Genomic DNA, 24,984 nt, shown 5'->3' with positions numbered 1-24,984 from the left:
GCTGATTGAACTGCAAGACAACCTGACCCAACTCACCCTCGCGCCAGCCACGGGAGGCAGCATTGTCAACTGGACGGTGCGCGCAACCGGCCAGCCGTTGTTGCGGCCCAGCGATGCCCACGCGATCAGCACCGGGTTGCCAGGCAAGCTGGGCTGCTATCCCTTGGCGCCCTGGTCCAACCGGATTGCCGAAGGGGGTTTCGACAACCCCGACGGTTGGCTGGCGCTGGCGCCCAATAGCTTGACCGACCCGCTGCCGATTCACGGCTCGGCCTGGCAACAGGCGTGGCAGGTGGTCAGCCAAGCGACGGATGAAGTGGTCCTTGAAATGGCGTGCGACACACCCTTCGCCTATCGCGCCGAGCAGCGGTTTCGCCTGGAAAACGGTGAGCTGAGCATCACGTTGCGGGTGACCCACCTGGCGGCCAGACCCGCGTGGCACGGGCTGGGATTGCATCCCTATCTGCCGCGCACAGCGGGTACACGGTTGCAGGCCAAGGCGTCGCAGGTATGGATGAGCGACGCCTCCAAGCTGCCAACGGAGCTGGCGCCGGTGCCCACCGCTTGGGATTTCCAGCCGTTGAAAAGCCTGCCTGAAGGCCTGGTCGACAACGGTTTTTGCGACTGGGACGGCCATTGCCTGATCGAGCAGCCAGAGCTGGGCTACACGCTGGAATGCCAGGCCACGGGGAGTGATTACTTCCTGCTGTACTGCCCGTCGGGGCTGGGGTTCTTTTGCATCGAGCCGGTGAGTCATCCGGTGAATGCTCATCATCTGCCAGGGCGGCCTGGGCTGAAGCTGTTGGACCAAGGCCAGTCAGTAGAGCTGGCCTTTACCCTCAACTATCAGCCCCTCTCAGGGCGGGCTGTTCTTTAATCGCCCCGCCGTATCAATACTGACCACCACCGACAACCCAGGCCGCAACCGCTCGCTCTCAGCCTGGTCCGGGTCCACCATGATCCGCACCGGCACGCGCTGGGCGATCTTGACGAAGTTGCCGGTGGCATTGTCCGCCTGCAACAGGCTGAACTCCGAGCCGGTGGCCGGGGAAATATGCTGCACCGTGCCATGGAATTTGCGGTGGTTCAGTGCATCCACCGTGAAGGTCACCGGCTGGCCGACCTGCACGTTGTCCATCTGGGTTTCCTTCATGTTGGCGATCACCCACAACTGCGGCGGCACCAGCGCCATCAACTGCGCGCCGGAGTTGACGTAGGCCCCGAGCCGCACGCCGATCTGCCCGAGCTGACCATCGCGTGGCGCCGTGATGCGGGTGTTGGACAGGTCGATACGCGCCAACTCCACCGCCGCCTCGGCACTGGCCACGGCCGCTTCCAGGGAGCCACGGTTGACGATCACCGTCTGCTGGTCTTGGCGGGCGATTTCCAGGCTGGCCTGGGCTTGCGCCACCGCGGCAACAGTCTGCGCGTTGGCCGCGCGGGTCACGTCCAGCTCGCGCTTGGACACCGAGCCGTCGCTGATCAACTCTTCATTGCGGCGCAAATCGGCGGTGCTCTTGCGTGCCTGCGCCTGGCTGTCCACCAAGGCGGCCCTGGCGCAGCTTGATGGTGGCTTCGGCGCTGTTGCGCTGTTGCACCACATTCGCCAACGACGCCTTCTGCACCGCCAGTTGCGCCAATGCCTGGTCCAGGCGCTGCTTGTAGATGCGGTCGTCGAGGCGCACCAGCAGGTCGCCGGCCTTCACGTGCTGGAAGTCCTGCACCGGCACTTCGAACACATAGCCGCTGAGCTGCGGCCCGATGATCGTGACCTGCCCGCGCACCAGCGCATTTTCGGTGGTTTCCACCGCGCTGCTGAACGGCGGCAATTGCCAGGCGTACAGCACAATCAGCACGCCGACGATAGCAATCGCGGCAAAGCCCAGGGACGAGATGATCCGCACCCGCAACGGGCGCAGCTCGGTGGGCACCGCGCCGGGTGGCGTGCTGCCTTCCGGGGTGGACGCGATGGCGGTAGTGGTGGTGGTTGAAGGTTCGGTCATGAAGGTGCGCCGCTGGGTTGAACGGGAGTGGCTGCTGCTCGGGTGGTGCTCATCAGCCACAGACTGCGGATAAAGATCCAGATCATGGTGAGTATCGCGATGATCGCGATCAACATGAAGACATCGTTGTAGGCCATCACGTTCGCCTCACGGGTCGCCGCCGTGGCCAGGCTGCGAATGCCCATCAGGTTGCGCAGCTCGGGGTCGGCGACAATGCCGCCGTAGGCCGAGCCGCCGCTCTGCACCCGCGCGGCCACACGCGGGTCGAGCAGGGTCAGGTGTTCGACGATCATGCTGGAGTGGTATTTCTCGCGCACGATCTGGAACGTGCCCAGCAACGCCGCGCCAATCAGGCCGCCGAGGTTCTGGCAAATCCCGAACATCACCGAAAAACTCACCAGGTTACGAGGGTTGGCCAGCACGTTCTTGGTGCCCAACACCATGGTTGGGCCGAGGAAGAACGTGCCGCCGAAGCCTAGCAGGAACTGGCTGATGTACAGGTTCTGTGGGCGGGTGAGGTTGCTGGAAAAACTGTCCATCACCGAGCCGGTGGCCATCAGCGCCAGGGAAATCACCAACGGCATCAACAGGTGCGCCGGGTTGATGGTCAACGCACTGACCACCAGCCCGGCAATCGCCCCGGCGAGCATCACCACGTACAGGGTGTGCATCTGCTGGTAGCTCATGTTCAACATCTGCATGAACCCCACCGCGCCGGTGGACTGCTCCGACAGCACCATGCGAATCAGGATCACCGCCAACGCCAGGCGGATCATCACGCCACTGCCCAGCCATCGGGTCATCAACATCGGGTTCGCACGGTTATGCTCGATGGCCAGGCCGGCCATGATCAGCACCAGGGAACAGGCCGAGGCGATGCCGATCCAGGGCGCTTCCAGCCACCAGTCGATGCGGCCCAGGGACAACACCGCGCAGAGCAAGGCCACGCCGGTGGCGAGGATGGCGAAGGTGAGGAAGTCGAGTTTTTCAAAGGTTTTGAAGCGGTCGCCAGGCGGAAGTTTGAGCAGGAACACGCAACCCAGGCAGATCAACGCCATGCCCAGCTCGAACAGGTACAGGCCGCGCCACTCGGCGATTTGCAGCAAGTCTTCGGAAAACAGGCGTGCCAAGGGTAAAGCCAGTTGCGCGGTGCCCAAGCCCAGTACCAGCGCCTTCAAGCGCCACTTGGCCGGGAACGCCTGGATCATGTAGTACAAGCCCAGCGAACTCAGCGCCGCGCCGACCATGCCATGGGCTGCGCGCACGGCGATGGCTGAGCTGAGGTCGTTGACGAACAAGTGGCCGAAGGTGACCAGCGCGTACAGCACCAGGAACACTTCGGTGAAGGCGCGCAGGCCGAACTGTTGGCGGAACTTCACCAGCAGCAGGTTCATGCAGACGTTGGTCATGACATAGGCGGCGGGCAGCCAGGCCATTTCGGCGGTGGTCGCGCCGAGGGCGCCTTGCAGGTATTGCAGGTTGGCGATGACCAACGCATTACCCAGGCCCCCGGTGATTGCCACCAGCACGCCGACCATTGCGAACAGCCAACGCTTGTGCGTGGGGTGCAGCGGGGTAGACGGTGAACCTGGGAGGCTTGGGCGCTCGTGGGGTTCCCAGGTGTGGGGGGTGTATTTGTTCATTCCGTGACCTAGATGAGCCGACCCGGGGGAGCCGGTGAAAGCATACTCAGAGAGTAGTAAACCTGAGGGGAGTTCATCTTGTCATGTGGGGGGTTGGGTTTGTGGTGTACATATCCGTTGCTGCGGTAACGGCTGAAATTGGTTCCGCTCTTACAGCGGCTCACTTTTGAAGAGCGCAAAAGTAAGCAAAACGCTCTTGCCCCAACACTCGGTACCTCGCCTAGGCTCGGTATGCCCGTAATCCGACAGTGATTTGGGGGGCCGCCGCCACGCGCCATCCATGGCGCGGGGCGGCTAAACCGGCATCCCTGCCGGTTTACCCCCCAAATCCCTGCCGAATTCCGGCCAGCGTGTTTGACGGGGCGCCTAAGATCAAAATCAAAAACAGAGCCAGAGCCAGAGCAGATTGATGTCTACCTGAGATCTAAATTGTGGGAGCGGGCTTGCTCGCGAAAGCGGTGGATCAGTCAAAGATGTAATAGCTGACACCCCGCCTTCGCGAGCAAGCCCGCTCCCACATTTGGACCGAGACCGGCTTCCAGAGACCGGTCGGCTACTAGGCCGCCGCGCTTTTGCTTTTGATCTGAGGCGCCCCGTCAAACACGCTGGCCGAACGCAGGCTTGAATCCGTGGGTAACCCGGCAGGACGCCGGGTTAGCCGCGCTGGGCCAAGGATGGCCCATCGCGGCGGCCCACGGATTCAAGCCGGAGTGAGGGCACACCGAGCCGAGGCGAGGTGCCGAGTGTTGGGGCAAGAGCCCTTTGCTTACTTTGGGGCTTTTCCAAAGTGAGCCGCTGTAAGAGCGGAACCATAAGTAGCCGTCACCCAAATAACGGATATACACCCAACTCAACCCAACCCCATCAAACCCACCCCAACCAACTCCAGTAAGTCACCGCAAACACCAACATCAACAAATAACCAACCAGCGTCACCAAAACCCCAACCTTGGCAAACTGCCGCGCCGTAAACGTCCCCGTCCCCAGACACACCATATTCTGCGGCGCATTGATCGGCAGAATAAACCCATAACTCATCACAAACCCCAATAGCATCGTCATCCCCAGCCGACTGAACTCCCCCGGCAACGTCTGCAACACCGCAATCAAAATCGGCAGCAGCGCCGAGGTCAACGCCGTGGCACTGGCAAACCCCAAATGAATCACAATCAAAAACGCCCCCAGAATCGCAAACACCCCCAGCGGCCCCACCTGATCCAACCCCGTGTGCGCCACCACCGCAGCCCCCAACCACTGCCCCGCCTGGGTGGTCAACAGCGCCGTGCCCAGGCTGATGCCCACCCCGAACACAATCACCGTGCCCCACGGGATCCGCGACTGCACATCTTTCCAGGTCATCACGCCGATACCCGGCAGCAACAGCAACACCAACCCCGCGTACGTGGTCGAGGTGGTGTCAAAACTGTGCAAACGCCCTTCCGTGGCCCAGGCCAGCAGCAACATCACCGACACCGTCAACAGGCGCTTCTGCGGCCCGGTCATCGGCCCGATATCTACCAGCGATTGCGCCACCGCCTCCTTGCCACCGGGAATGCTGTCGGTCTCCGGCGGCAGCAATTTAAGCACCAGGAACAGCAACACCGCCGACATGATCAACGCCCACGGCGCCCCCGCGATCAGCCAGTCGATCCACGACACGCGCTGACCAAGCATCTTGTCCATAAAGCCAACGGTCAGCAGGTTCTGCGCGGCGGCGGTCTGGATGCCAACGTTCCAGATGCTGGTGCCCTGGGCCACCACGATCATGATGCCGGCGGCAATGTTCGAGCGCTTGTCCACGCCGAACGCAGCGATCACGCCCATCATGATCGGCACCACGCAAGCACTGCGCGCCGTGGCGCTGGGCACCACCAGGCTGAGCAGAATGGTCACCGCAATCGCCCCCAGCAGGATGCGTCGGGTGCTGGTGCCGACGCGACTCAGGGTGACCAAGGCGATACGCCGGTCCAGGCCGGTGTGGGTCATGGCGGCGGCGATAAACAATGCGCCCGCCACCAGCGCCAGCGCCGGGTTGGAGAAGCCGGTCAGCGCCATGCTGATGGCCGGGCTGGTGCCAATCAAATGAGTGGAGTCTTGCAGCGACGGCGCCGTGCCGAGCAGAAAGGCCATGAGCGAGGTGATCATGATCACGCTGGCTTCATAGGACACCGCTTCGGTGATCCACACCACCACGGCAAACGCGAGGATCGCCAGCATGCGATGCCCGGCCACCGGCAAGTCGGCGGGCAGCGGCAACAGCAGCACGCCGGCCATCACCAGCACGGCGACCACCAGGCCCAGGGGTAATTTATAGGATGCCGCGCTCATCGTGTGCTCCAAGGCTCTAGATCATGCCTTGAGCATGGGGCAAAACCATCTGGGACCTGTTGACCTAGGCCAATAACTGACTCAACACCGCCCGCAACTTGCCGGGTTTGACAGGTTTGTTCAGCAACGGTGCGTCCAGGCGGCGCAACGCACGGCGGCATTGGTCAGTGCGATCGGCCGTGATAATGACCGCCGGGATCTTGCAGGCAAAATGCTCGCGCAGCTGCTTGACCACCGCACAACCCACCACGCCATGGTCCAGGTGGTAATCCGCCAAAATCAGCTCCGGCGCCCTGCCCTGCAAGGCCAACAGCGCGCCGGCCTGATCGGTGGCGGTGACCACTTCACAGCCCCATTGCCCGAGCAGCGCGCGCATGCTTTCGAGGATGCTCACTTCGTTGTCGATCACCAGCAAACGCCGCCCCGGCAGCGGATTGCCGGTGGTCGGTTGCACCGGCAATTGGCTGATCGGCAACGGCATCTCATCACTCAACGGCACTTCGATGCTGAACATCGAGCCCCGCCCCGGCCAGGAACGCACGGCGATGGGATACCCCAGGATGTCGGCGATCCGCTCGACAATCGCCAACCCTAGCCCCACGCCTTTGCGGTCGGAGGCGCGGCCGACATCGAGTTGGTTGAACTCCAGGAAGATCGCCTGCAGCCGGTCCGCCGCAATCCCGCGCCCGGTGTCCCACACCTCCAGGCGCAAGCAATGGCCACGCCGGCGTGCGCCCAACAGGATGCAGCCATCGTCGGTATAACGGCAGGCATTGCTGAGGAAATTGCGCAGGATCCGCGTCAGCAGCCGCAGGTCGGTGCTGATCGCATAACGCCCGGTGTGCACCCGCAGGTTCAGCCCGGTCGCCTGGGCCACTGATTGGAATTCCGAGACGAGCGGCGCGAACAGTTCGTCGAGGCGATACAGCGCCACATCCGGTTTGACCGCCGCCTGGTCGAGCCGCGAGATATCCAGCAAGTCGGTGAGCAAATCCTCGGCGCCTTCCAGCGCCTGGTGCGTGCGCTCCACAAGCACCTGTTCGACACTGGGCAACTGCCGTTCACGCAACGTGGCGATCAACAGCCGTGCGGCATTCAGTGGTTGCAGCAGGTCATGGCTGGCGGCGGCGAGGTATTTGTCCTTGCTGCGGTTGGCGGCCTGGGCGGCGTCGCGGGCATCGCGCAGGTCCTGTTCGATCTGTTCGCGCTGGGCGATCTGCTGTTGCAGGTTGTGGTTGGCCTCCAGCAGCTCATCGGTGCGCGCAGCCACGCGTTGTTCCAGTTCATCGTTGAGGCGGATGTAACGCTTGCGCTCGGCCTCCAGTTCATCCAACCGCGCGGTGAGCTCCGGGTAATGGCTCTTGCGGGCCGACTGGTCGCTGAGCCCCAGCAGCCCCGCGAGCGCGCGCTGCTGGTCGTCAGAGAGCTTCGCCATAGACGACCTCGACATCACGCTGGCTCGACTCCCTCGGGTTGGTGAGGATGCACGGGTCGCCCATCGCATGCTGGGACAGGAACGGAATATCCGCCACGCGCACCCCATGCAGACCGAGGGTTTCGTGGAAGCCGATGGCGTGCTTCAGCGCGATCAGGTGCTCCACCAGCCGTCCGCAGATCTGCCGGTGATTGAGGCCGCGACAGTCGATGCCAAAGGTTTCGGCAATCACCTTGAAGCGCTCCGGCGCCGAGCTGTAGTTGAACGCCACCACATGCTCGACCAGCACCGCGTTGCACAGGCCGTGGGGCAGATCGAGAAAACCACCGAGGCTGTGGGACATGGCGTGCACCGCGCCGAGGATCGCATTGGAAAATGCCAGCCCCGCCTGCATGCTGCCGAGCATGATTTTTTCGCGCAGGGCAATGTCCGTGGGGTTGGCGATCATCTGCACCAGGTTGCCATTGATCAGGCGCATCGCTTCCAGCGCATGGGGGTCGGTGAGTGGTCCATGGCCGGTGGAGACGAACGCCTCGATGGCATGCACCAGCGCGTCGATGCCAGTGCAGGCAGACAGGAACGGGTCCATGCTGGCGGTGGTTTCCGGGTCGATCAGCGACACGTCCGGCACCACCGCCTTGCTGACGATGGAGAACTTCATGCGTTCCTGCTGGTTGGAAATGATCACGAACTGCGAGACATCCGCCGAGGTGCCGGCAGTGGTGGGAATCAGGATCAGCGGCGGGCTGGGCACGCGAAGGGTGTCGACGCCCTCGAACTCAAGAATGCTGCGCCCGTGGGCCACCACAATGCCGATGGCCTTGCCGCAGTCCATGGGGCTGCCGCCGCCGATGGCGACGATCACGTCGCAATGGTTTTCGCGGTACACCTCGGCGCCGGTCATCACTTCTTCGACGCGGGGGTTGGGTGAAACGGCGCTGTACAGGCAGTAGTCGATGCCGAGGGCTTGCAGGCTGGCTTCCACATCGGCCACCCAACCGGCGGCGATCACGCCGGGGTCGCTGACCACCAGCACCTTGCGCGCACCGAAGGTCTTGGCGTAGTTGCCGACGTTGTGCCGGCAGCCGGCACCAAAGATGATTTCAGGCGAGACGAATTTACGCAGTTGGCTCAGGGTCTGGCTCATTGGAAAGCCTGTTTTTATTATTTTGGAAGAATGCGCTCCACACTAACCGATCCGGCTGCGAATGCAATCAGACCAAAGAGGCATCCTTCCAGCCGCTCCCGCGATCAGCGGCTAGCGAAGTACATCGTGACTTCAAAGCCGATACGCAGGTCGGTAAACGCAGGTTTGGTCCACATGGGGGCAGTCCTCTTGGTGTGCCGGAGGGTTCCGGTGGGGTCATTAATGCATGGGGAGTTGAGGGGGCGAATGCTACTTTCGAACGAACCCATTGGTGCATTCGTCGCCCCCCCATGGCTTAGAAGAAGCCCAAGGGATTGATGTCGTAGCTCACCAGCAGGTTCTTGGTCTGTTGGTAATGGTCGAGCATCATCTTGTGGTTCTCACGCCCTACCCCGGATTTCTTGTACCCACCAAATGCCGCATGCGCCGGGTACAGGTGATAACAGTTGGTCCACACACGCCCGGCCTTGATGGCCCGGCCCATGCGGTACGCACGGTTGATGTCACGGGTCCACAGGCCGGCGCCGAGGCCGAACTCGCTGTCGTTGGCAATCGCCAAGGCTTCAGCTTCGTCCTTGAAGGTGGTCACGCCCACCACCGGCCCGAAGATTTCCTCCTGGAACACGCGCATCTTGTTGTGGCCTTTGAGCAGGGTCGGCTGGATGTAATAACCGCTGGACAGGTCGCCCTCCAAGCGCTCGGCCGCGCCGCCGGTCAACAGCACCGCGCCCTCCTCCTGGGCGATCTTCAGGTAGGAGAGGATCTTGTCGTATTGCTGCTCGGACGCCTGGGCACCGACCATGGTCTCGGTGTCGAGCGGGTTGCCGCGCTTGATCTTGACGATCTTCTTCATCACCTCCGCCATGAACGCCTCGTAGATCGACTCCTGCACCAGCGCCCGCGACGGGCAGGTGCACACTTCGCCCTGGTTGAAGAACGCCAGCACCAGGCCTTCGGCGGCTTTTTCGATGAATTGCGGCTCGGCCTGCATGATGTCTTCGAAGAAGATATTCGGCGACTTGCCGCCCAACTCCACGGTGGACGGAATGATGTTCTCGGCGGCCGCATGCATGATGTGCGCACCCACCGGGGTGGAGCCGGTGAAGGCGATCTTGGCGATGCGCTTGCTGGTGGCCAGCGCCTCCCCGGCTTCGCGGCCAAAGCCCTGCACGATGTTGAGCACGCCAGGCGGCAGCAGGTCGCCGATCAGCTCGGCGAAGACCATGATCGACAACGGCGTCTGCTCGGCCGGTTTAAGCACGATGCAATTACCGGCCGCCAAGGCGGGGGCGAGTTTCCAGGCGGCCATCAGCAACGGAAAATTCCACGGGATGATCTGCCCGACCACGCCCAAGGGTTCATGGAAGTGATAAGCCGCGGTGTGTTCATTGATCTCAGCGGCGCCGCCTTCCTGGGCGCGGATGCACCCGGCGAAGTAGCGGAAATGGTCGGCGGCCAGGGGCACGTCGGCGTTGAGGGTTTCGCGCACGGCCTTGCCATTGTCCCAGGTCTCGGCCACGGCCAGCACTTCGAGGTGTTGCTCGATGCGGTCGGCGATTTTCAGCAGCACCAGGGCACGGTCCTGGGCCGAGGTCTTGCCCCAGGCATCGGCGGCGGCGTGGGCGGCGTCGAGGGCCTTGTCGACATCGGCGGCGCTGGAGCGCGGGAACTCGGCAATCACTTCACCCGTCACCGGCGAAGTATTGGTGAAGTACTCACCCTTGATCGGCGCGACAAACTCACCGCCGATGTAATTGCCGTAGCGCGGCTTGAAGCTGACGATGGCGCCGGGGGTGCCAGGTTGGGCGTAGATCATGGTGAGGCCTCTGCTTATTGTTGGGTGTGGATGGGCTGCATCTGGGTGCGTTCGTAGTGGGGGTACAGGTGGGTCACGCTGCGGATCAGTTCATAGCGGCTGAGGCTGATCGCGGCGAATCGCTCGGGGATCGGGCTGCGGATCAGCTCGGGCATGTCGCTGCCCTGGGCCGCACCGTCACGCAGCAACTGGTCGAGCCAGGCGAGGTAGTCGCGCATCTGCTCCAAGGGTTTGGCGTCGCTCGCGACAGGGCCGTGGCCGGGCACAATCAGGGTCCAGGGCAAGCCTTGCAGGGTGGCAAGATCCGCCAACCAGATCGACAGCCCCGGTGAATGAGGCGTGGTGAGCGCACGCTGGTAGAACACCAGGTCACCGGCAAACAGCACGCCAGTCTTCTGGTCGAAGATCGCCAGGTCGTCACCGGTATGGCCGCGCAGCTGCAGCAGTTGCAGGTCGTGGCTGCCGAAGCTTTTTACGCCGGGCTGCAGGGTCTGGTTGGGCAACACCACTTCGGTGCCGCGCATCCAGTCACCGACCATGCGGTACAGGTTCTCGGCCAGGCTGTCGCCTTGCTCATGCAATAGCTCGGTGGTGCCGGCCAGGGCGCCGATCGGCACGTCCTTGAAGGCTTGGTTGCCCAAGGCGTGGTCGGGGTGATGGTGAGTCAGCAGCACCTGGATCACCGGTTTTTCGGTGACACGGGCGATGGCCTGGCGCAGGGCTTCGCCGTAGCGTTTGGACGGCCCGGTGTCGATCACCACCACGCCAGGTTCGGTGACGATGAACCCGACGTTGACGATATTGCCGCCGTTGTCCTTGGCAAAGTTGTCGGTGCTGCCTTCCAAAAGCCAGGTGTTGTCGGCAATCAAACGCGGCTTGAGGCCGTAGTCCAACTCGGCCAGCACCGGCAGGCTGAACAGCAGCAGCCACAGCAGAATCCAGCGCTGGGTCATGGGATGGCCGCCTCGAACTGGCTGCCGCTGGTGTCGCGCAGGGTCAGGCGTGTGGGCCCGGAGCCTTCGATGTCGAAGGCCAGGTTGGGGTTTTCGCTGACCGCAGGGAACAGCGCCAGCCGCGCCAACAGTTGGTTATTCGCACCGTGCAGTTCGGCCTGGTTGATGAAGAATTCGGGAATGCCGCTGACCATGCCGTTATCCATCGGATGGGCGACTTGCAGCTTCACGCGGCTGAATTCGGCGCGCGGGTAACGCCCGCCGAGCACCTCGCCGAAGTGGTCTTCCCAACCGGATTGGGTGCGCACCACGCTGGGCGCCGTGCAACCGCCGCCGCTGGCATCAATCAGGGTCGAGCCAACATGCCACAAGCCATCACGGGTCAGCACCGCCGCGCGTAACGGCGTGGCCTGTTCGATGCGAATCCGGATCGACAGCCACGGCAGCACGCCTTCCATGGGCTGGAAATCGACGATCTGCGGCAGCGGATTCAGCTCGGCCCAGGCGAGGATCTTGACCACGTCACCCTTGAACGCACGGGCGTCGAGTTCCAACGGCACCTGGCGTGCGTCCTCGGCGAACGGCGGCGCCAGGACCTTCACCCGCTCGTCGAACACGAACGGCGCGTTGTCGAGAAAACGCTGGTGATAGTAGGCCCACATCACCGAGGGCACCGGGTCGACAGGCGCGCCCCAGGCCAACATCGGCAAACAGCATACCCACCACCCGCGCAGGCCCACGGCTTACTCCTCGACGTGCACGCTGTCGAGGTAGGTACGCACCGCCCACAGGGCTTCCTGGCTCAGGTAATCGGCCATTTTCGGCATGTACACCCGGCCATCGCGCACGGCGCCGTGGCGCACCCTTTCCACGAACCACTCATCGCCGGCGTCACCGGCATCGAGCATGCGCAGGTCGGGGGCGATGCCACCGGACTTGGCTTCCAGGCCATGGCACGCCGCGCAGTTCTGGTTGTACGCCGAGGCGCCGACTTCGACGGCCTTGTCATGCTCGGCGGTGGTGCGATAGGGGTTGGTGGCGGCCCAGCCATCGGCGTCCAGCGGCACGCCGGCATCCTTGATCGGGGTGAGGCCTTTGGTTTCCACGGCGGTGGGCGTCACGTTGCCATGGGCCCAGACCGAACCGGTATTGATTGCACCGGCGAGCAGGCAGGCGGTGATCAAGGCGTTGCGTTTTGTTGTCATTATTTTTCCCTCAGGAGTGCACGCAAAACCTCTTGGCAGAGGCTATGGCGACCATCTTAGGAAGCCCCCGGCAGCGCCCGTATGCTGCTTTGGTGGGCGGGTTCTCATCCGTTGGTAGCAGGCCTTGTGGGGCACTCCTAAATCAGAGGCGGTTCGGGAAATTGTCCCGGCAACACCGGGACTTTTTCCGTATTCGCCAACCCAGCCAGGCAGCAACCTGTGCAGGCCAAAACCTCCACTGGGAACTGCAACCATGACAATAAGATCGCTACCCGCCCGCTCACCGCTAAGCCTTGCCGTGCAAGCTTTTGTGCTGGTGGGCAGCCTGTGCCTCAGTGCTGCGAGCTTTGCAGCCGCCGAACCTGCCGTCGCCAAGCAAACCCGTAATGTCACTTGGGAAGACATCGCCAACGATCACCTGACCACCAAGGACGTGCTGCAATACGGCATGGGCACCAACGCCCAGCGCTGGAGCCCTCTAGCGCAGGTCAACGACAAGAACGTGTTCAAGCTCACGCCAGCCTGGTCCTATTCGTTCGGCGACGAGAAACAACGCGGCCAGGAATCCCAGGCCATCGTCAGCGACGGTGTGGTCTACGTCACCGGTTCCTACTCCCGTGTGTTCGCCCTCGATGCGAAGACCGGCAAACGCCTGTGGACCTACAACCACCGCCTGCCCGACAACATTCGCCCGTGCTGTGACGTGGTCAACCGCGGCGCCGCGATCTTCGGCGACAAGATCTACTTCGGCACCCTCGACGCGCGCCTGATCGCCCTCGACAAAAACACCGGCAAAGTGGTGTGGAACAAGAAATTCGGCGACCACGCCGCCGGCTACACCATGACCGGCGCCCCGGTGCTGATCAAAGACAAGGTCAGCGGCAAGGTGCTGCTGATCCACGGCAGCTCCGGCGATGAATTCGGCGTGGTCGGCCAGCTATATGCGCGCGACCCCGACACCGGTGAAGAAGTCTGGATGCGTCCGTTCGTGGAAGGCCACATGGGCCGCTTGAACGGCAAGGACAGCACCCCGACCGGCGATGTGAAGGCGCCGTCGTGGCCAGATGACCCGACCACCGAAACCGGCAAGGTCGAAGCCTGGAGCCACGGCGGTGGCGCCCCTTGGCAGAGCGCGAGCTTCGATGCCGAGACCAACACCATCATCGTCGGCGCCGGCAACCCCGGCCCGTGGAATACCTGGGCGCGCACGTCAAAGGACGGCAACCCCCACGACTTCGACAGCCTCTACACCTCGGGCCAGGTCGGCGTCGACCCCAGTACCGGCGAAGTGAAATGGTTCTACCAACACACCCCGAACGATGCCTGGGACTTCTCCGGCAACAACGAACTGGTGCTGTTCGACTACAAGGACAAGGACGGCAAGGTCATCAAGGCCACCGGCCACGCCGACCGCAACGGCTTCTTCTATGTGGTCGACCGCAACAACGGCAAGCTGCAAAACGCCTTCCCCTTCGTCGACAACATCACCTGGGCCAGCCACATTGACCTGAAGACCGGCCGCCCTGTGGAAAACGAAGGCCAGCGTCCGGCCAAGCCGCTGCCGGGTGAAACCAAGGGCAAGCCGGTGGAAGTCTCGCCGCCGTTCCTGGGTGGCAAGAACTGGAACCCCATGGCCTACAGCCAGGACACCGGTCTGTTCTACATTCCGGGCAACCAGTGGAAAGAGGAATACTGGACCGAAGAGGTCAACTACAAGAAGGGCTCGGCGTACCTGGGCATGGGTTTCCGCATCAAGCGCATGTATGACGATCACGTCGGCACCTTGCGGGCGATGAACCCGACCACCGGCAAGGTGGTGTGGGAGCACAAGGAGCACCTGCCACTGTGGGCTGGCGTGCTGGCAACCAAGGGTAACCTGGTGTTCACCGGCACCGGCGACGGTTTCTTCAAGGCCTTTGACGCAAAAACCGGCAAGGAACTGTGGAAGTTCCAGACCGGCAGCGGCATCGTCTCGCCGCCGATCACCTGGGAACAGGATGGCGAGCAGTACATCGGCGTCACCGTCGGCTATGGCGGCGCAGTGCCGCTGTGGGGTGGCGACATGGCCGAGCTGACCAAGCCGGTGGCACAGGGTGGGTCGTTCTGGGTGTTCAAGATTCCGAGTTGGGATCAGAAAACTGCCCAAAAATAACCCATGGAATATGCGGGGGCCGCCTTTTGTGGCGAGGGAGCTTGCTCCCGCTGGGCTGCGAAGCGGCCCCGGCATTCCTCCTGTGGCACTGCGCAGCCAGGTTTACGACTGCTGCGCAGCCGAGCGGGAGCAAGCTCCCTCGCCACAGGTACCCCGCCACCTTCGAGGTTTTTTGATGAGATATCTGCCGTTGTTACTTCTACTGTCCCTACCCTTCGCCCACGCCGACGACGGCGACGACGCCCCCCTGGTCATCAACGGTTGCACGCTTGCCGAGCACAGCCAATGCCCCGGCGCCAATCTCAAGGGCGCCAACCTGCGCAACCAGAACCTGAGCGGCATGAACCTGGCCGGTGCCGATCTGCGCGATGCCGACTTGCGCCACGCCAACCTGGACCTTGCCAACCTGGAAAAAGCCCAGTTGCAAGGCGCCAACCTGACCCGCGCCAGCCTGCAACAAGCCAACCTGCGCCTGGCCGACTTCACCGACGCCACATTGATGGCCGTGCAAGGCTGGGGGATGTTTGCCCAGGGCGCGCAATTTGAAAACGCCAACCTGAGCGCCGCCTACCTGCAATTTGCGCGGTTGTCGGGGGCCAAAATGCACAAGGCCAACCTGCGCGCGGCCGACCTGGAAATGACCTGGCTGAGCAAGGCTGACCTGCAAGGCGCGGACCTCAGCGACGCCAACCTGCAAGAAGCCAAGTTCGGTGAAAGCAACCTGGAAAAAGCCACCCTCAGCGGCAGCCGCCAGCACTATGCCAACTTTCAGGACGCGAATATGGAGGGCTGCAAAGACTGCCCCACCACCTGGGACCGCTAACCCGCCACCCGCACCACGCCCATGTCGATGCCCAGGTGCACCAGTTCGGCATGGGAACTCACCTGCAACTTGCTCTTGAGCAAGGTCAGGTGGTTGGACACGGTCTTGTTGCTGATACTCAGCTGGACCGCAATCGAACGGGCCGGGGTGCCCTTGGCGAGCATCAGGAAAATCTCCAGCTCGCGTTGGGTCATGCTGTGCAGGCGGCGATCGGTGGGGTGGTACGCCAGGTGGGTAGCCAGGTCCTGTTCGATATAGGTGTGGCCATCGAGGATGCGCTCTACCGCTTCAAGCATCACCGCAGGCGAAGCGCGCTTGGTGAGATAACCCGACGCGCCCGCCTCCAGAGCCTGGCGCACCAGGGGCAGTTCGGCATGCTGGCTGAAAAACAGCACGCGTAATTGCGGCAGGCGCTGACGCAGGCGGCGGGTGGTTTCCAGGCCACTGATACCGGGCAGCCCAAAGCCGATGATCACCAGGTTAGGCACCGCCTCATGCACCCGCGCCAGGGCCTCTTCGCCGCTGGCCGCTTCGCGCACGTCTACACCCGGCAAGCCGCTGCGCAACAGCCCGGCATAGCCCAGGCGGACCACGGCGTGATCGTCGACCAACAGGATGTTCATAGCGGCCTCCAATGGCAGTGCTTGCTGTGCATGCTAGAACCCGAAGGCCTGCGGCGACCTACTACTTTGGTACTGGTTTTGCTGTCTATCGTCGCATTCCCAAGGCAGCGGGAGTCGCGTGTAATGGGCGCATAACGATAAGGATTGGACCCGCCATGCTGCCCGCTCGACTGCCCCTTGCGGCACTGTTGTGCCTGTTCATCAGCCACGTACAGGCCGACACCCCATTGTTTTCCGCCGAGGGCTACCGCACCAGCCTGTATCGAAGCCCTACGCCCGATAATCTGCCCGGCGTAACCATCGTCGACACCCCAGCCCTGCAGACCCTGCTCAACCAGACGCCCGCACCGGTACTCATCGATGTGTACCGCCGCCAATGGCTGCAAGGCCGCTTCATCGAAGACCAGCCCCACGCCAACCTGCCCGGCAGCCACTGGCTGGCCAATACCGGCGACGGCGACCTCACCCCGGAATGGCAGGGCTACTTCGTGCGCCACCTGTACAAGTTCACCGACGGCCAGCTGGCACGCCCGCTCGTGTTCTACTGCCGCTCCGATTGCTGGCTGAGTTGGAACGCGGTAAAACGAGCCGCCAGCCTGGGCTATACCTCTGTGTATTGGTACCGCGATGGCTTGGATGCATGGGAAGCGGCAAAACTGCCAGTGATGGCTGCGACACCCGAACCCTTTGAATAAAAAACCACAACAAGAAGGTGAACGGCCATGTACAAAATTTTGATTGCCGACGATCACCCGCTGTTTCGCGAGGCGATTCATAACGTCATCAGCGACGGCTTCCCCGGCAGCGACGTAATGGAAACCGCCGACCTGGACAGCGCCCTCGCCCTGACCCAGGAACACGACGACCTCGACCTGATCCTGCTGGACCTGAACATGCCCGGCATGCACGGCCTCAACGGCCTGATCAACCTGCGCAACGAGTCGCCGACCATCCCGGTGGTGATCGTCTCGGCCGAGCAGGACAAGCAGATCGTGCTGCAAGCCATCACCTACGGCGCCGTGGGTTTCATCACCAAGTCATCACCGCGCCTGCAAATGACCGAAGCCATCCAGCAGATTCTCAACGGTAACGTGTACCTGCCGCCGGACATCATCCGCACCCAGAAAAACCCCGGGCAACGGCGCATGCACGACAGCCCGGGGTTTGCCCCGGAGCTGCTGCAGGCCCTCACGCGCAAACAGTTGCTGGTGCTGGAACGCATGACCAAGGGCGAGTCAAACAAGCAGATCGCCTATACCCTGGAGATTGCCGAGACCACGGTGAAGGCCCATGTGTCAGCGATTCTGCGCAAGTTGAATGTGCATAATCGGGTACAGGCGATCTTGAGTGCGGGAGACATCGATTTCGGCTCGTACCTGCGTCGCTGAACCCTCAGGGTCGGCTGAGCAGGTGACTCATCGCGGTTTTCAACTTCATTGGCCTTACCGGCTTATGCATCAACGTATGCCCCAACTCACGAATTTGCTGCTTTAACTCGTTGCTGTAGTTCGCCGTGATCATCATCGCCGGAATCGCACGGCCGCGGTGGGCGTTGATCCGCGCCACGGCATCCACGCCGTTCTGGTTGTCGTCGAGGTGGTAATCGGCAATCAGCAGGTCCACCTCGGCATGGTAGTTGTCTACCTGGCGCGCCAGGTCCTGTTCCGAGAGCGCGGTGATCACACGGCAGCCCCAGCCTTCGAGCAAGGTGCGCATGCCGGCGCAGATTGCCGCGTCGTTATCCAGCACCCACACCCGCGCGCCTTGCAGGCGTTCGAGCATCGGCTCGCTCATGCACGGCGTCGGCAATGCCTTGGGCGCGGTCGCGCTCAACGGCACTTCTACCGAAAACATCGAACCCTGACCCGGCCAGGACTTGACGCTGATCCGGTGGCCGAGGATGCCGGCAATCTTTTCCACGATAGCCAGGCCCAACCCCAGCCCGCGATCCTGATCCGGACGCTGCACATCGCCGCGCTTGAACTCCTGGAAAATTTCCTCCAGCCGGTCTTCGGCAATGCCCATGCCGCTGTCCCACACCTGAATCAGCACGCGCTGCTGCTGACGCCGACAGCCCAGCACCACACGGCCTTTGTAGGTATAGCGAAGCGCGTTGCTCAGCAGGTTGCGCAGGATCCGCGCCAGCAGCTGGATGTCGCTGTGCACCAGCGCCGAGCAGCCGATGAAGTGCAGTTCAAGCCCCTCGCTGCGGGCCAGTTCGGTGTATTCGGCGGCCAGGTTGTCGAGCAGTTCACTCAGGGCGAACGGCGCGATATCCGCCTTGATCACCCCAGCGTCCAGCTTGGAAATATCCACCAGGGTGCCCAACAGATTTTCCACGTCTTCCAGGGAGTTACTCACGTTACGCACCAGGGTTTCGCTCGGGCGCTCCAGCAAGGCACTGGTGAACAGCCGGGCCGCATTCAGCGGTTGCAGCAGGTCATGGCTGACGGCGGCCAGGAATTTCGTCTTCGACAGGTTGGCCTGCTCGGCCTCCCTTTGCGCCGCCACCTGCTGCCGGCACAAGGCCTCAGCGCGCAGCCGGGCGTTGATCAGCAGGTGGTTGCTGGCCTTGAGTTCGGCCATCGCCTGGTTCAGCGCGTCGGTGCGTTCGCGCACTTGCTCGGCCAGCACCACTGAATGCTGGAAGATGGTGTACGGGTTATTGCCCTGGGTCATGCCGGACTCGATGCGCTCGATCAGCGCCGCGTTGATCCGCATCAGCTTGTGGTTGTCCTGTTGCAGCCGGGTCACTTGAGCGGACAGGTCAGCGCCGGCCTCGGGCAATGGCGACCCCGGTGAAGGTCTGGTTGATGTGCATGCCATTGAACTGTTCTCCGTAGGTGTTGAAGCCCATCACCCGTTGGTCGCGCAAATAAGCACCGATCGGTTCCAGCTGGCCGGTGTCTTCCAGCTCCAGGCGGCGCAGGAAGCAATCGCAGCCGATGGTCAGCAACAGGTCGCCAAGGCGCGCTTGCAGGCCGTCGAACAGGCCTTTCAGGTTGGGCAGGATCGGGCCAGGCTGCATGACGGTGAGCACGATGCCGTTTTCCACCGCGCAGTAGAAACTCAGGCTGAGGTCGGCGTGCACCTGCTGGATCGAGCGCACGTAGTACTGGTCGTGAATGCGCACCGCCAGCGGGTGGGCGGCGAAGACGCGGTGATCGAGGTCGGCCACGGCCACGCCGATATGCCGTGCGTACTCTTCGGCGGCGGGCTCGGCGTTGAGTTCGAAGACGCGACGTGACGGGCTGTCGGCGCCGGTCACCACCAGTTTTTCCGTGCGCGGCAGGATGTGGTGCGTGGTGAACACCTCGAAATCCAGCCAGGTATTGACCAGCACCACCACCGCCGCGCCGCTGTGGAAATCACCGTTGAAGTACACGTGGGTTTGGGTGAGGAAGTTGTCGTCACCGGCCGAGCCGCCGAAGTGCGGGATATCGCCCAGGGCGGCACTGAGGGCGGCCAGCACCATTTCTTCACGGCTGGACAGGCCATCGAGCAAGGTCAGTGCAAAGGTATTGCCCTTGATCGGCGCCAACGTATTGCTGCGACAGCCGCCGACCAGGCGCTCGACCATCTCCTGGGCGTTGATCAGGCTGAAGTGCTCCACCTGGTCGATGAGTTCGGTGGCGATTGAAAAGTGCGCGTGGTTGAAGCCCACGGCCGTGATGCAATTGCGCCCATAACCGTGGGCGGTGATCTCGCCGGCGCTGGTGCAGCCCACCACGCGCACGCTGCCGAAGCATTGTTGCAGCGCCTGGCCCAAGGCCTGCAAGTCATAGGAGGCCGAGCAAAAAAACAGCACGAAACCCAGGTACGGATGCAACAGCTGCCGGGCCAGCTCTTCGGCGGCCTGCCCGGCATCCGTGGCCTGGGACATGGCACTGACTACGCCTTCACTGTTGTGCATCGTTGGCTCCCCCTCTGAAGCACCAGTTTACGAAGGGCCAGGGGGGAGACCTATGCTACTTGGGTACTGGGTCGGGGATGCGATGGGATGAAGCGTCAGGCACGGGCAAAGGCCACGGCTTTCTCAAACTGCTCCGGGGTAGGACGCACTCCGGTGTAGAGCACGAACTGCTCCAGGGCCTGGATGGCGATCACTTCCAGTCCAGTAATCACCCGTTTGCCCTTGGCACGGCCACGCACGATCAGCGGTGTTTCGGCGGGTATCGCTACCACATCGAATACAGTCTCGGCAGAGTCCACCGCCTCTGCATCAAACGCCAGTGCGTCCGCTTCAGCGCCGCCGGTCATGCCGATGGGGGTGACGTTGATCAGCATTTGCGGGCGCAGGTCACCCAGTTCGGCCAGCCACTCATACTCCAGGTTTTGCGCCAATGCCCGGCCTGCGGTTTCATTGCGCGCCACGATCACGCCATTGGCGTAGCCGCCATCGCGCAAGGCACTGGCCACGGCTTTGGCCATGCCGCCGCTGCCGCGCAGGGCGAAGGTCGAGTCCTGCGGCACCGCGTGCTTTTTCAGCAGTTGCTCGATGGCGATGTAATCGGTGTTGTAAGCCTTGAGGTGCCCGTCAGTGTTGACGATGGTGTTCAGCGAGTCGATGGCTTGAACCGAATCGTCGAGTTCGTCCACCAAGGCAATGGCAGCCTCTTTGAACGGCATGGACACCCCGCAACCACGGACGCCCAGCGCGCGGATACCACCGATCGCGCCGGGCAAATCCTGGCTGCTGAAGGCCTTATAGTAGAAGTTCAGACCCAACTGCTCGTACAGGTGGTTATGAAACCGCAGGCCGAAATTCCCGGGGCGCGCCGACAGAGACATGCACAGTTGGGTGTCCTTGTTGGGGTGCATCTGCATGGGTAACTCCTTTGAGTAAGCAATTGGGTACAGACCTTACACAACCTTTACCTAGCGGCTGTGCTGTTTTTCAGAAATACGTTGTCTTAAAAGTATCCCCGCGACATTACTTGAGTCTATTGATTGCAGACCACAAGCGCTGGGGCTAACCGAGGAATGACCATGATTCGTACAATCCCCAAGATCGCCTTGCTGGTTGGCGCACTCGCGATGGCAGGCCAAGCCTCCGCCCACGGTGGTGGTTGGGGTGGCCCGGCCGTATTGGGTGCTTTAGTCGGCGCCGCCGTCGTGGGCTCCGTGGTTGCCAGCCAGCCACGTGAGGTCTACGTGCAGCAGCCGGTGTATGTGCAACCGCAGCCGGTGTATGCCGCGCCGCCGGTCTACTACGCACCGCCACCACCGGTGTATGTGCAGCAGCAGGTGTATTACCGCCCGGCGCCGGTGTATTACGGCCCACCGCGTGGCTATTACGGTCCACCACGCGGTTACTACGGCCCTCCCCACGGCTACTACGGTCGCGGCTGGTAATCGGATCGTCTGACAAAACAGGCCTCGCAGCGTTGCGGGGCCTTTTTTTGCCTGCAAAGTCCGGATTCAGGGGGTCGAGGTCGTTCTGGGGACAATACCCGGCGCCCAATCGCGCATCATCGACACCAATGTCTACTTGCCCGAACAGGCCTTGCGCTGTCATGTTTGTGTCACGACATACTTCCACTATCGATCCTGTCCACCCAATAACAACAAGGACGACTGACCATGCCCACGCAAAACCCGCACCGCACCGCTGGCCTTTGTACGTCCAGCAAGGTCTATAGCGCCCTCACCGAGCTCAAGCACCTGGAAGGCCACCGCAGCGCCAAGTTTCTCGCGCTGCTGGCGGAAAACCTGGTGCGCAAGGGTCTGCTCAGTGAGCAGGAAGTGGTGCACATGCTCGATCAAGTGGTGGACTGACGCCTCGCGTCGATGACGACTATCGAGACAGGTGATTTTTCCTGCATCACCCCGCCCCGTAAAGTGACCACCATAGCGATTGGAGGTCCTTATGCACACTGTTCAAATCATGTCCGTCATCGGCAGCGCCGTTCCCGCCCCTCTGCGCAAGCTGGGTCTGCTTGCCTGCTGGTACTTGGTACGCGATGGCGAAACCATCAGCGGCCCGCTGACATCCCTGTCCGACGCCGAAAAACAACTGCAACACGCCTCGAACTTCAGGCTCCACGCCTGAGGCTCAGGGTAATGGCAACTTGACTCGCGGCTTGCTCTCCACGAACAACGCCCAGCTGGACATAAACAACGCCGCCACCAAAGGCCCGATCACAAAGCCGTTCAAGCCAAACACCGACAAACCGCCCAGGGTCGAGATCAGGATCAGGTAATCCGGCATCTTGGTGTCCTTGCCCACCAGGATCGGACGCAGCACGTTGTCCACCAGGCCGATCACAAACACGCCAAACAACGCCAGCACCACGCCTTGCCAGATGGCGCCGCTCAACAGGAAGTAGGCGGCCACCGGCCCCCACACAATCCCCGCGCCCACCGCCGGCAACAGCGACAGAAACGCCATCAGTACCGCCCAGAGCAATGCACTGGGAATATCCAGGAACCAGAAGATAAGCCCGCCGAGCGCACCCTGTGTCACGGCCACCAGCACATTGCCCTTGACCGTGGCCCGCACCACACGATTGAACTTGAGTTGTAACCGGCGCTTCTGCGGCTCGGCCAACGGCACCGCCGTGCGCACCTTGCGCACCAGCTCCGGGCCGTCGCGCAGCAGGAAATACAGCAGGTACAGCATGATGAAAAAGCTCACCAGGAAATCAAACGTGCCCTGGCCGAAGCTGAACGCCTGGGTGGCGAAGAACTGGCTGCCCTGCATCGCGCTCTTGACGATCTTCTCGCGCAAGCCTTCCAGGTTGCCCATGCCGAAACGGTCCAGCAGGTGCTGGAAGTACGGCGGCAACACATTCTTGAACTGCTCGATATACCCCGCCACGTCCAGCTTGCCGCTTTCGATGTTCTTGTAGAGCGTCGCGCCTTCCTGCACCAACAAGGCACTGGTAATGATCACCGGCAGGATCGCGATGATCAGGCAAGCACTCAAGGTGGCCAGGGAAGTGAGGTTGCGGTTCCAGCCAAAGCGCTGCTGCAAGCGGCGCTGCATCGGGGCAAAGATGATGCCGAGGATCACCGCCCAGAACACCGCGCCGTAGAACGGTAGCAGTATCCAGATAAACGCGATGGTCACCAGGCCGAGCAATAACAGCAAGGTCTTGAATTGCAGGTTGGTTTGATTCATGTCCGGTCCATGTCAGAAAAGCAACGGGCCCATGTAGGCCCTGTTGCTTAGTCCGCAGCGAAACCTGGGAGTGCCCTCGGTTATCGAACAAGCATAGACCGCCTCACTGAATACCCTTCGCCTCCTTCAACAGTGTCTGGATCATCTGCTCCTGGGCGTCATAACGACCTTCGCCAAAATGGGTGTAACGCACCTGCCCCTTGGCGTCGACCAGGTAATGGGCGGGCCAGTACTGGTTGTCGAAGTTGCGCCAGATCGCATAGTTGTTGTCGATGGCCACCGGATAGGTGATGCCCAGCTTGCGCACCTGGTCCTTGACGTTGCCGATGATGCGCTCGTAACCGTATTCCGGGGTGTGCACGCCGATCACCACCAAGCCGTCCTTCTCGTATTTCTTCGCCCATTGCTTCACATACGGCAGCGTGTGCTGGCAGTTGATGCAGTCATAGGTCCAGAAATCCACCAGCACCACTTTGCCTTTCAAGGACTCGCGGGTGAGTTCCGGTGAGTTGAGCCACTCGACCGCGCCGGCCAGCGACGGCATGGCGCCTTGGGCATTGTCCTGGGCCGGGTCGGGCCTTGACCTTGCTCACCACGTAATCCAGCACTTTGGGGACGGTTTCCAGCACGCCTTGCTCCAGGCTGCTGACGCCTTCGGACGAAGTACCGGCCAGCAGGGTTTTGTCGGCGCCAGTGGAAATCACCACCGCCGCCGCCAGTACCGCCACGCCGGCCCCACGGCGCAGCCAGCCGGTCACCGGAATGGAGGCCTTGAGTCGATTGACCAGGCCACGCCCGGCAAAAATCAGCGCGCCAAGGGACAAGGCGCTACCCAGGCCGTAGGCCACCAGCAACAGGCTGGTCTGCGCATTGGCGCCTTGCAGCATTGCGCTGGTCAGGATCACTCCCAGGATCGGCCCGGCGCACGGCGCCCACAGCAGGCCTGTGGCGACGCCGATCATCACCGACTTCAGCGGGCCGGACAGCGTGCGGCTGTCAGGATCGATACGGTTGCCCAACAACACAAAGGGGCGTGCCAGCCAGCCACCGACCCGCGCCGAGATCAGCGACAGCGCAAACAGCCCCATCACGATCAGCGCTACATGGCGGCCGGTGTTATTGGCCTGTATCACCCATTCCGTGCTGACCACCGCAAGGCTGGACACCAGCGCGAAGGTCAGGACCATGCCGCCGAGCGTCAGCAGGATCGACCGGCGGGAGCGGTCGACGCAGGCGAACAGAAACGGCACCACCGGCAGGATACAAGGGCTGAGGACGGTCAGGATGCCGCCCAGGAATGCGATCAGTAGCATGACGTTCACCTTATGGCTGGAAGGACTCAGTTATCGCCGACGCAACCGTCGCCGAACTTGAGGTAATCCAGTACCTGGGTCTTGTCGTGGGAGTCCAGGTAGGTCATGCGCGCATTCACCACGCCGCAGGTGGGCTTGGAGTCCTGGCTCATCGATACCACTTGCTTGATGTCCAGGTGAGTGCCGTAGTGGTAGGTCTGCGCGGTAACGGCGGCTTCGGCGCGGGCCGACAAGGTGCAGATGTTCAGGGCGGCAAACAGGCAGGCGGCGTAGATGGCTTTGGTGTTCATGGTGGTTGGCTCCAGGTTCTCAGGGTGGGAGGCGGTGTGCCTCGTTGGAATCAATTAAAAGCCCCTGAGGTATCGCGCCTGTGTCGGAAAACCGCGCGGATAAATCGATACGTATCCACAGCCCCCGCCG

Annotated in this window: 22 protein-coding genes and 3 pseudogenes; 8 read left to right on the top strand and 17 right to left on the bottom strand. The window is 62.3% G+C overall.

Features of this window, described 5'->3' with window-relative positions:
- The first annotated feature begins 1 nt into the window (after window position 1).
- Complete coding sequence (locus tag AYR47_RS17450; protein WP_061449439.1) at window positions 2-877, top strand: aldose 1-epimerase; 876 nt, start codon at window positions 2-4, stop codon at window positions 875-877.
- Here the strand turns inward: AYR47_RS17450 and AYR47_RS17445 are convergent.
- The 10 genes and pseudogenes from AYR47_RS17445 to pedF form a co-directional block, all read right to left on the bottom strand.
- A pseudogene (locus AYR47_RS17445) lies at window positions 857-2,003 on the bottom strand (HlyD family secretion protein). The gene AYR47_RS17450 and the pseudogene AYR47_RS17445 overlap by 21 nt on opposite strands.
- The gene (locus AYR47_RS17440) at window positions 2,000-3,646 is read right to left on the bottom strand and encodes an MFS transporter (RefSeq protein ID WP_033902003.1); all 1,647 of its coding nucleotides are present in this window, start codon (window positions 3,644-3,646) and stop codon (window positions 2,000-2,002) included. The pseudogene AYR47_RS17445 and the gene AYR47_RS17440 overlap by 4 nt, the downstream one beginning before the upstream one ends.
- Window positions 3,647-4,510: 864 nt before the next feature.
- Window positions 4,511-5,974, bottom strand: coding sequence for a DASS family sodium-coupled anion symporter (locus AYR47_RS17435; protein WP_061436083.1), 1,464 nt, complete (start codon window positions 5,972-5,974; stop codon window positions 4,511-4,513).
- A 64-nt stretch (window positions 5,975-6,038) separates the two neighbouring features.
- A complete protein-coding gene (locus AYR47_RS17430; protein ID WP_033899790.1) occupies window positions 6,039-7,409 on the bottom strand; it encodes an ATP-binding response regulator in 1,371 nt (456 codons plus the stop codon).
- Window positions 7,393-8,556, bottom strand: a complete 1,164-nt coding sequence (gene ercA, locus AYR47_RS17425) for an alcohol dehydrogenase-like regulatory protein ErcA (RefSeq protein ID WP_033899789.1) — start codon at window positions 8,554-8,556, stop codon at window positions 7,393-7,395. The genes AYR47_RS17430 and ercA overlap by 17 nt, the downstream gene beginning before the upstream one ends.
- A gap of 104 nt (window positions 8,557-8,660) precedes the next feature.
- Window positions 8,661-8,732 carry a pyrroloquinoline quinone precursor peptide PqqA gene (pqqA, locus tag AYR47_RS32150; protein WP_010209364.1) on the bottom strand — a complete coding sequence of 24 codons (72 nt, stop codon included), beginning with the start codon at window positions 8,730-8,732 and terminating at the stop codon, window positions 8,661-8,663.
- A 119-nt stretch (window positions 8,733-8,851) separates the two neighbouring features.
- Window positions 8,852-10,372, bottom strand: a complete 1,521-nt coding sequence (gene exaC, locus AYR47_RS17420; protein WP_033899788.1) for an acetaldehyde dehydrogenase ExaC — start codon at window positions 10,370-10,372, stop codon at window positions 8,852-8,854.
- Between the two features lie 14 nt (window positions 10,373-10,386).
- Window positions 10,387-11,325: a quinoprotein relay system zinc metallohydrolase 1 gene (locus tag AYR47_RS17415; protein ID WP_061436082.1), complete on the bottom strand. Its 939-nt coding sequence runs from the start codon at window positions 11,323-11,325 to the stop codon at window positions 10,387-10,389.
- The gene (locus AYR47_RS17410) at window positions 11,322-12,029 is read right to left on the bottom strand and encodes a quinoprotein dehydrogenase-associated SoxYZ-like carrier (RefSeq protein WP_061449438.1); all 708 of its coding nucleotides are present in this window, start codon (window positions 12,027-12,029) and stop codon (window positions 11,322-11,324) included. The genes AYR47_RS17415 and AYR47_RS17410 overlap by 4 nt, the downstream gene beginning before the upstream one ends.
- A gap of 39 nt (window positions 12,030-12,068) precedes the next feature.
- Window positions 12,069-12,530 carry a cytochrome c-550 PedF gene (gene pedF, locus AYR47_RS17405; protein WP_038849856.1) on the bottom strand — a complete coding sequence of 154 codons (462 nt, stop codon included), beginning with the start codon at window positions 12,528-12,530 and terminating at the stop codon, window positions 12,069-12,071.
- A 253-nt stretch (window positions 12,531-12,783) separates the two neighbouring features.
- Here pedF and exaA point away from each other — a divergent pair, with 253 nt between their 5' ends.
- Together exaA and AYR47_RS17395 are read left to right on the top strand one after the other, a co-directional pair.
- On the top strand, window positions 12,784-14,682 hold the full coding sequence (gene exaA / locus AYR47_RS17400; protein WP_080642433.1) for a quinoprotein ethanol dehydrogenase: 1,899 nt from the start codon (window positions 12,784-12,786) through the stop codon (window positions 14,680-14,682).
- Between the two features lie 175 nt (window positions 14,683-14,857).
- Complete coding sequence (locus AYR47_RS17395; RefSeq protein ID WP_033899779.1) at window positions 14,858-15,505, top strand: pentapeptide repeat-containing protein; 648 nt, start codon at window positions 14,858-14,860, stop codon at window positions 15,503-15,505.
- Here the strand turns inward: AYR47_RS17395 and AYR47_RS17390 are convergent.
- Window positions 15,502-16,128, bottom strand: a complete 627-nt coding sequence (locus AYR47_RS17390) for a response regulator (protein ID WP_033899777.1) — start codon at window positions 16,126-16,128, stop codon at window positions 15,502-15,504. The two genes, AYR47_RS17395 and AYR47_RS17390, sit on opposite strands and share 4 nt — an antisense overlap.
- A 155-nt stretch (window positions 16,129-16,283) precedes the next feature.
- Between AYR47_RS17390 and AYR47_RS17385 the strand changes: the two genes are divergently transcribed.
- Complete coding sequence (locus AYR47_RS17385; RefSeq protein ID WP_061436081.1) at window positions 16,284-16,823, top strand: PQQ-dependent catabolism-associated CXXCW motif protein; 540 nt, start codon at window positions 16,284-16,286, stop codon at window positions 16,821-16,823.
- A gap of 27 nt (window positions 16,824-16,850) precedes the next feature.
- The gene (locus AYR47_RS17380) at window positions 16,851-17,516 is read left to right on the top strand and encodes a response regulator transcription factor (protein ID WP_033899773.1); all 666 of its coding nucleotides are present in this window, start codon (window positions 16,851-16,853) and stop codon (window positions 17,514-17,516) included.
- Between the two features lie 4 nt (window positions 17,517-17,520).
- Here AYR47_RS17380 and AYR47_RS17375 read toward each other — a convergent pair.
- The 3 genes and pseudogenes from AYR47_RS17375 to AYR47_RS17365 form a co-directional block, all read right to left on the bottom strand.
- A pseudogene (locus AYR47_RS17375) lies at window positions 17,521-18,633 on the bottom strand (ATP-binding response regulator); the annotation flags it as partial.
- Window positions 18,634-18,895: 262 nt separating this feature from the next.
- Window positions 18,896-20,041, bottom strand: a complete 1,146-nt coding sequence (nosP, locus tag AYR47_RS17370; RefSeq protein WP_061436078.1) for a nitric oxide-sensing protein NosP — start codon at window positions 20,039-20,041, stop codon at window positions 18,896-18,898.
- A gap of 95 nt (window positions 20,042-20,136) precedes the next feature.
- Window positions 20,137-20,955, bottom strand: coding sequence for a shikimate 5-dehydrogenase (locus AYR47_RS17365; RefSeq protein WP_061436076.1), 819 nt, complete (start codon window positions 20,953-20,955; stop codon window positions 20,137-20,139).
- A gap of 156 nt (window positions 20,956-21,111) precedes the next feature.
- Between AYR47_RS17365 and AYR47_RS17360 the strand changes: the two genes are divergently transcribed.
- The 3 genes from AYR47_RS17360 to AYR47_RS17350 all read left to right on the top strand — a co-directional run bounded on the left by AYR47_RS17360 (window position 21,112) and on the right by AYR47_RS17350 (window position 22,180).
- On the top strand, window positions 21,112-21,483 hold the full coding sequence (locus AYR47_RS17360; protein ID WP_061436074.1) for a hypothetical protein: 372 nt from the start codon (window positions 21,112-21,114) through the stop codon (window positions 21,481-21,483).
- A 228-nt stretch (window positions 21,484-21,711) separates the two neighbouring features.
- Window positions 21,712-21,906, top strand: coding sequence for a hypothetical protein (locus AYR47_RS17355; protein ID WP_033899765.1), 195 nt, complete (start codon window positions 21,712-21,714; stop codon window positions 21,904-21,906).
- A 91-nt stretch (window positions 21,907-21,997) separates the two neighbouring features.
- The gene (locus AYR47_RS17350; RefSeq protein WP_033899763.1) at window positions 21,998-22,180 is read left to right on the top strand and encodes a hypothetical protein; all 183 of its coding nucleotides are present in this window, start codon (window positions 21,998-22,000) and stop codon (window positions 22,178-22,180) included.
- Window positions 22,181-22,183: 3 nt separating this feature from the next.
- Here AYR47_RS17350 and AYR47_RS17345 read toward each other — a convergent pair whose 3' ends face one another.
- From AYR47_RS17345 to AYR47_RS17335, 3 genes and pseudogenes are all read right to left on the bottom strand, one after another.
- Complete coding sequence (locus AYR47_RS17345) at window positions 22,184-23,251, bottom strand: AI-2E family transporter (RefSeq protein ID WP_010211353.1); 1,068 nt, start codon at window positions 23,249-23,251, stop codon at window positions 22,184-22,186.
- Between the two features lie 103 nt (window positions 23,252-23,354).
- Window positions 23,355-24,564: pseudogene (locus AYR47_RS17340) on the bottom strand (cytochrome c biogenesis protein DipZ).
- A 26-nt stretch (window positions 24,565-24,590) separates the two neighbouring features.
- Window positions 24,591-24,854: a DUF2790 domain-containing protein gene (locus AYR47_RS17335; RefSeq protein ID WP_033899760.1), complete on the bottom strand. Its 264-nt coding sequence runs from the start codon at window positions 24,852-24,854 to the stop codon at window positions 24,591-24,593.
- Between the last annotated feature and the right edge of the window lie 130 nt (window positions 24,855-24,984).

The sequence above is a fragment of the Pseudomonas azotoformans genome (assembly GCF_001579805.1).
GTDB lineage: Bacteria > Pseudomonadota > Gammaproteobacteria > Pseudomonadales > Pseudomonadaceae > Aquipseudomonas > Aquipseudomonas azotoformans_A.
Note: the sequence above shows the minus strand (reverse complement) of the source record. Positions and strands in the feature narration are given on the sequence as shown.